Annotated in this window: 2 protein-coding genes; both read right to left on the reverse strand. The window is 72.9% G+C overall.

Annotated features, from left to right (window positions below):
* Positions 1-2 precede the first annotated feature (2 nt).
* Positions 3-3182 (reverse strand): beta-ketoacyl synthase N-terminal-like domain-containing protein, encoded by a 3180-nt coding sequence (locus ACFY5B_RS38215; RefSeq protein ID WP_389979455.1) that lies wholly within the window; start codon positions 3180-3182, stop codon positions 3-5.
* 1 nt (position 3183) lies between these two features.
* Positions 3184-7380, reverse strand: coding sequence for a MupA/Atu3671 family FMN-dependent luciferase-like monooxygenase (locus ACFY5B_RS38220; protein ID WP_389979458.1), 4197 nt, complete (start codon positions 7378-7380; stop codon positions 3184-3186).
* Positions 7381-7738: the final 358 nt, after the last annotated feature.

Here is a 7738-nt window from a genome sequence, read left to right on the forward strand (position 1 = left end):
GCTCACTGCGGGTCTCCGCCGACGAGGACGGACAGCGCGCGCAGTTGTGCGTTCATGAGGTCGTGGGCGCCGTCGACGAGGTCCTCCAGGGAGGCGAGCTGCTGCCCGGCGACCGCGGTGAAGGCGCGTGGGGCGGATGCCGGGGCGGTCGTGACCGGGGTGGGCGCGGATGCCGGGACGGCCATGACCGGAGCGGCTGAAGGTGCCGAGGGCACCGTGACGACGGCGGCCGGAGCGGGGGCCGCGCCCGAGGGCGGGATCGGCCCGGACGCCGTGCCCGCCGGTGGAGGCGCTTCATCCTCCGGCCTCTTCGCCCGGCTGAGCCAGGGCAGTTCCGGCGTGGGGTACGGCTCGCGGCGGAAGGGATAGCCGGGCAGCCGGACCCGGCCGCCGCCCGCGCCCACCGCACGCCAGTCGAGATCCAGGCCCCGGCGGTACAGCTCTGCCAGCGCCTCGTGCAGCCCGGCGACACCGGTCGACCGCGCGGACCGGCTCGCGGTCCAGTGACTGCTGGGCAGCGCCGTCCTGGCCAGCGACGTGAGCACGTCGGCCGGCCCGATTTCGAGGAAGTCTGCGTGCCCCAGGGCGTGCACGGCGGCCAGCGTCCGCTGGAACAGCACGGGCCGGCGCGCCTGACGCACCAGATGTTCCGCGTCCACGACGGAGCCGGCGGGGAGCACCTCGCCCTGCGCGCTGTCGCCGCACGGCAACCGCAATGGAGTGAAGGTGAGGGACTCGGCGGCCTCCCTCAGCGCGTGGAGCACCGGGTCGAGCAGTGCGGAGTGGAAGGCCCGGTCCACGTCGAGCGGTCGGCAGGCGATGTCCTGTGCGGCCAGCACCCGGTGAGCCTCCTCGATGGCCGCGGGGTCACCGGACAGCACGAGGGAACGCGGCCCGTTGATCGCCGCGATCTCCACCCGTAGTCCCGCGCACAGCTCCGTGACGGTGTCGGCGTCGCCGTGCAGGGCCAGCATGCGGCCGGGAGCGGCGGTCCGCATGAGGTCCTCGCGAGCGGCGGTGAAGCGCAGCCCGTCGGCGAGCGAGAAGGCGCCCGCGGTGCAGAGTGCTGCGATCTCGCCGAGGCTGTGCCCGAGCACGCACTCGGGCTCGACGCCGAACTGCCGCCACAGCCGCACGAGTGCCATCTGCAGAGCGAACTGGGCTGCCTGCGTGACCGTTCCCGCACCGTCCGAAGAGGGTGTCAGCAGTACGTCGAGCAGGCTGCCGTGTGCCGCTTGCCGGTACGTCTCCTCGCATTCGTCCAGGACCTGGCGTACGACGGGGTACTGCCGGTACAGATCCCGCGCCATTCCCTCGGTGGCCTGGCCCTGCCCGGAGAAGGCGAAGGCGATCGGCCCCGCGACGGCCGGGGTCTCCTCGTCGGGTGGCTGCAGGAACCGGTCCAGTGCGTCGGCCAGTTCGGCAGCGGTCCGGCCGTGCACCACCGTGCGGTGGGAATGGTGCGTGCGGCCGAGCGCCAGCGTGGTGTGAACGTCGGCGACGCCGATGCCGGGGCGGGCACGCAGCTCGTCCCGCAGCAGCGTGGCGACCTCGCGCAGGGCTTCCTTCGATCGCGCGCTGATCGGGACCGGAAGCGGATGCGCGGGTTGCGGGCGGACCGTCGCCGGCGGCGCTTCCTCGAGGAGCACATGGGCGTTCGTACCGCCGAACCCCAGTGCACTGACCCCGCCGCGGCGCGGGACGCCCGGCGGCGTCCGCCACGCCTCGGCCGCGGTGGCCAGGCGGAACGGACTGGTCTCCCAGGGCAGCCGGGGACTCGGCCGCGTCACGTTCGCCGTGGGCACGATGGTGCCGTGCCGCAGCATCAGCACCGTTTTGACGAGCCCCGCCATCCCGGCACAGGTGTCCAGGTGCCCGAGGTTGGGTTTGACGGAGCCGAGGGTGCAGAATCCGGTCCTGCCCTGCTGCGAGCGGTACGCCCGCGACAGCGCCTCGAACTCCACCGGGTCGCCCAGCTCGGTTCCGGTGCCGTGGGCCTCCACGTGGCCCACGGAATCCGCGTCGACACCCGCGCGGGCGAGTGCGAGCCGGACGACCTCCGTATGGCCCTGCACGCCGGGCGCGGTGAAACCGGCTTTGGCGGCACCGTCGTTGTTGACCGCGGAGCCGAGAATGACCGCTTGGATGTCGTCCCCGTCGGCAAGGGCGGCATCCAGCCGCTTGAGCAGCACGACGGCGACGCCGTTGCCCCCGACCGTGCCGTCCGACGCGGCGTCGAACGCCCGGCACACCCCGCTCGGGGACAGGATGAATTCCGGGTCGGGCGCGTACCCCGCGTCCTGGGGCACCTGCACGGCCGCGGCCCCGGCCAGGACCAGGTCGTTCTCGCCCGACAGCAGTGACTGGGCAGCCAGATGGACCGCGACGAGTCCGGTCGAGCACGCGCTCTGGACGGCGACGGCCGCACCGGTGAGACCGAGGCGGTAGGCGGCCCGGGTGGCCAGGAAGTCCTGCTGGCCGCCGATCAGCCCCTGCATCTCCTCCATGACGTTCGCCGAGGGCGCGGCCCCGCCCATGCCGTGCCGGGCGAAGTACGGCAGGACGGGGCCGTACAGGTTCATCCCGCCGCCCGCGTAGACCCCGATGCGGTGGCCGTGGGCCCGGCCTGCGTACCCGCCGTCCTCCAGGGCGTGGGCGCAGCACTCCAGGAACAGCCGGTGCGCCGGATCGGTGAGGCCTGCCTCTTTCCGGCTCATGCCGAAGTGTTCGGCGTCGAAGCACTCGGCGTCGTCGATGACCCCCGCGACCCGCATCCGCCCGTCGGCCTGCGGGGTGCCCAGGCTGCGCACGCTGCTCCGGCCGGCGAGCAAGTTCTCCCAGAGGGCGGCTAGGTCCGGCGCGCCCGGCAGGCGTGCGGCCATGCCGATGACGGCGATCCGTCCGTCGGTGGCCGCCGACGCGGGTCCGTGGCCCTGGGGTGCCTCGGCCGTGCCGGGGGCGAGGTGTGCGGCGAGCGCGGCGATGCTGCTGTGTTCGAACAGGGTCGTGTCGTCCAGGGTGAGGCCGAGCGCGGTTTCCAGGCGGACCTTGACCCGCATCAGCGCCAGAGAGGTGAGTCCCAGGTCGAAGAACGAGGTCTGCGGATCGGCCGTGCCGCCGAGCACCTCCTCCACGAGCGCCCCGATGCGCTGTCGCAGCTCCCGCTCGCTGAGCGCTTCCATGTCAGCGCTCCCCTTCCTGCAGGACGGTCAGGCGGTGTGCGACCCCGCGGACCGTGGGGGCGGCGAAGAAGTCGGCCACGGGGATGCGCTGCCCGAACTCCATGAAGACGCGCTCCAGGACGCGGACCGCAGACAGCGAGTTGCCGCCGATGTCGAAGAACGAGCGGTCCGGCGCGATCGGGTCGACGCCCAGCTCGGCCGCCCAGAGCTTGTGCACCCGTCCTTCCAGCTCATCGAGCTCGAAGTCCGTCGCCGTGGCGACCGGTTCGGCCCGCAGGGTGAGGAGTTCGTCGCGGGCGAGTTTGCCGGTGGCGCCGTACGGGATCCGGTCGAGCCGTACCCAGGACTGCGGTACGAGATAGTGCGGCAGCACCGCGGCCAGCTGCGTGCGCAGCGGGGCGCTCCAGTCGGCGAGGGGTTCGTGCGTCGGCGACAGCACCACGAAGGCGGCGAGTTCGGTGTCACCGGACTCGTCGGGACGGGCCAGGACGACGGCCTCACGGACACCGTCGAGGCGGCCGAGCGCCCATTGGGCCTCCTCGGGCTCCACCCGGTAGCCGCGGATCTTCACCTGGTCGTCGATGCGGCCGATGTACTCGAGGACGCCGTCGGCACGCCACCGCACCAGATCCCCGGTGCGGTAGCGCCGTTCACCCGAGCCGGGCGCGTCGAAGAAACTGCGCGCGGTGGTGTCGGGGTTGTTGTGATAGCCGTGCGAGACGGCGACACCGCCGATGACGAGTTCGCCCGGGACCCCGAGCGGCACCGGCCGTCCCGAGTCGTCGACGACGACGAGCGTGACATTGTCCACGGGCCGTCCGATGGGTACCACCGTCTCCGTCGCCGGATCCACCTGGTGCGAGGTGACCACGACGGACGTCTCGGTGGGCCCGTACTGGTTGTACAGCCTCAGCTCGGGGCACTGCGCGGCGAGTTCGCGCAGCTCGGGGGTGAGTGTCAGCTTCTCGCCGCCGATGAGCAACTGGCGCAGGGACGGCACCGTCCCGAGCTCGTGGACCAGGTACTTGAGCGGCGTGAACGGCACGCTCATCCGCTGCACCTCGAAGTGGCGCAGTTGCGCCGCGACGGCTGCCGGGTCGTAGCGTGTCTCGTCGTCGATGGTGATCAGCGCCTCCCCCGAGGCGAGCGTGGAGAAGATCTCCTGGACGCTCACGTCGAAGCCCGCCGAAGCCCACTGCACGGTCCGCATGGCGCCGAGCGTGCGCAGCTGCCAGCGGATCAGGTTCACCGGGCCCCGGTGCGGTACGGCCACCGGCTTGGGGCGGCCACTGGAGCCCGAGGTGTAGATGAAGTAGGCCGTGGCCTCGTCGTCCACGGTCCGGTCCAGCGGCCCGTCCGCACCGCCGGGCGGCACGTCCTCCAGCCACTGCACCGGGCAGGGCAGGCTGTCGGCCACGTCGCCGTCGAGCGTCCGGTCGGCGATGACGAGCCGGGCCCCGCTGTCCGTCAGCATGAAGGCGCGCCGCTCGGCGGGCAACGCGCGATCGACCGGCACATAGGCCGCGCCGCATTTGAGCACGGCGAGTACCGCCGTCACCAGGCCCGGGCCGCGCGGCACGCTGACCGCTGCTACCTCGCCCTCGGCCAGACCCCGGTCGGCGAGTCGCCGTGCGAGGCGGTTGGCCGCGGCGTCCAGCTGCGCGTAGGTGAGCGGGTCGCCCACGCCGGCCACCGCGAGGGCGTCCGGTGTCAGAGCGGCCTGCTCCTCGAACAGCCCGTGGAGCGTGGCGGGTTCGGGGGTGGTGCGCTCGCCCTGGAAGCCGGCCAGGGCCCGCTCGTCCTGTGCGGTCAGCGCCGGCAGCTCGCCAAGGGCGGCGCCGGGAGCCTCGACCGAGCCGCGCAGCAGGTGCTCGACGTAGTCGACGATCCGCCGCACCGTCGACTCGTCGAAGAGGCCGGCATCGTATTCGACGGTGCAGCGGATGCCCGCCGCGTGGTCGGTGAAGTAGAAGGTCAGCCCGAACGGCGCCTGGTCGCGCGGCACTTGCCGGAACTCAGCCGACAGCCCTGGGGCCTCGAAGACGGCGTCCAGCTCCTCCTCGTACTCCACCATGACCTGGAAGAGCGGGTTCGCGCCACTGGCCCGGTCGGGGTTGACGGCCTCCACGATCCGGTCGAACGGAACGTCCTTGTGGTCCATGGCCTCGGCGGTACGGGCCTTGACTCGGTGCAGCAGCTCACGAAAGCCGATGCCGCCGGACAGGTCGAGCCGCAGCGCGACCGTCTCGACGAACATGCCCACCACGTCGGCGGCGTCCTCGGGCCGGTTCGTGACCGCCGTGCCGATGACGACGTCGTCCTGCGCGGCGAACCGGCCGAGGGTGGCGGACACCGCACCGAGCAGTGCCATGAACACGGTGCAGCCCTCGGCTCGGGCGAGACCACGGACGCCGCCGCTCAGCTCGCCGTCGATCTCGTGCATCAGCGTCGCTCCGCGCACCTCGTGCCCGGCTGAGCGCGGCCGGTCGGTGGGCAGGGTGAGGGGGGTGGCGTCCGCCAGCTCCCGCTGCCAGTAGGCCAGTCCGTCGGCAGTGGTGGTCTGCGGTGCGCCGGAGGGCCACACGGGCAGTTCGGGCAGATCGGTGGGCTCGCCCGGCCAGGCACGGTAGTACGCGGCGAGGTCCCGGCACAGGATGCGGGTGGACAGGGCGTCGAGCACGGCGTGGTGCGCCACGAGGTACAGCAGATGGCGCTCCGCGTCGAGCCTGCCGATCCTGGCGCGTATCAGCGGGCCGGTGGCGAGGTCGAAGTCCGCTTCGTCCTCGAGGTCCCGCAGCCGCGGCAGTGCCTCCGTGGCGTCCAGGCCGGTCAGTTCCGTCACCGGGCAGCCCACCGCGACGGTGTCGAGCACGACCTGTTCCAGCCGGCCCGCGTGCTCCCGGAAAACGGTGCGCAGTTGAGGATGGCGTGCCACGACACGACGCAGGGCGACCCGCAGCGCGTCGGTGTCGAGCGGACCCTCGATGAGCAGGGCCTTGGGCTCGTAGTAGGTGTGGCTCCCGGGATTCATCCGGTCGAGCAGCCACAGCCGGCGCTGCAAGGGGGTCGCAGGGGCGGTGCGGGACGCGGCTACAGGGACGGGGGCGGTTCCCGTGCGGGGCTCGGCGGACGCGATGCGCAGCCTGTCGAGCTCGGGCAGCCCGCCGAGCATCCGCTCGGGGGCGACCCCGAAGTCGATGAAGCATCCGATCTCGTCCGCGCCCGCCGCCGTCAACGAGTCGAGGACGGGGCGCACTTCGGCGGCGCTGCCGATCAGGGCCCGGGTTTCGCAGTAGCGCTCGTAGGCCATGTCGAGCACGTAGTCGAGGTCGTCCTGGTGCGTGGTCAGCAGGTCCACGTCGATGCCGAGGCTGTTGGCGGCGTTGTCGAACAGGTCGATGGAGGAGCGCAGATAGTCGCAGAACGGCTTGCGGGCCTCCTGCCTCGCGCGTTCGGCGTCGGGCCCGAGGTAGGTGTGCACCAGGACCACGACGCGTCCGGTGGCGGGATCGAGGCCGTGGGCCGCGCGGGCGGCACGGTAGCGGGCGATGTTCGCGGCGAGGTCCTCGACGCTCTGGGCCATGAGGTTGGTGACGATGCCGAGCCCGGCGCGTGCGGCCCGCTCGTAGCTCTCGGGGTTGGACAGGACCGCGGCGAACAGCGGGACGTCGTCGCCCTGTACGGGCCTGGGGTGCAGGCTCACCTCGGTCGCTCGGCCGGAGCCCGAGGTCAGGGTCAGCGGCCGGCCGGACCACAGGTGCCGGAACGTGTCGAGGTGTTCGTACATGATGTCCCGCTGCCGGCCGTAGTTCTCCGGCGCCAGAACGAAGTCGGTGGAGTGCCAGCCACTGGCGAACCCGAGGCCGACCCGCCCTCCGGAGAGGTTGTCGACGACGGCCCACTCCTCGGCCACCCGGACGGGGTGGTGCAGGGGCAGTACGACGGAGCCCGCGTGCAGTCGGACCCGGGAGGTGCGGGTGGCCAGAGAGGCCGCCAGGACGGAAGGGTTGGGGAACAGCGCGCCGAACGAGTGGAAGTGCCGTTCCGGCAGCCACAGGGCGTGGAAGCCGTGCTCGTCGGCGTACTCGGCGGCCTGCAGCAGGTGCTGGTAGGCGACGGCGCTGTCGGGCGCGGGGTAGTCGCCGAAGAAGTAGAGGCTGAAGTCGGGGGACGTGCGCGTGGCGGAGCCGACGGGCACGGAGGCGGAAGACAAGGGGCCGGGTGCGGCAGGGCCGGAAGGCGCGAGGGCGGGTGCGGCGGGGCCGGAAGGCGCGAGGGCGGGTGCGGCGGGGCCGGAAGGGGCGAGGGCGGGTGCGGCGGGGCCGGAAGGGGCGAGGGCGGGTGCAGCGGGGCCGGAAGGCGCGAGGCCGGGTGCGGCGGGGCCGGAAGACAAGGGGCCGGGTGCGGCAGGACCGGAAGGCGCGAGGGCGGGTGCGGCGGGGCCGGAAGGGGCGAAGGCAGGTGCGGCGGGGCCGGAAGGGGCGAAGGCAGGTGCGGCGGGGCCGGAAGGGGCGAAGGCAGGTGCGGCGGGGCCGGAAGGGGCGAAGGCAGGTGCG

Source organism: Streptomyces sp. NPDC013187 (assembly GCF_042899705.1).
GTDB lineage: Bacteria > Actinomycetota > Actinomycetes > Streptomycetales > Streptomycetaceae > Streptomyces > Streptomyces hawaiiensis_A.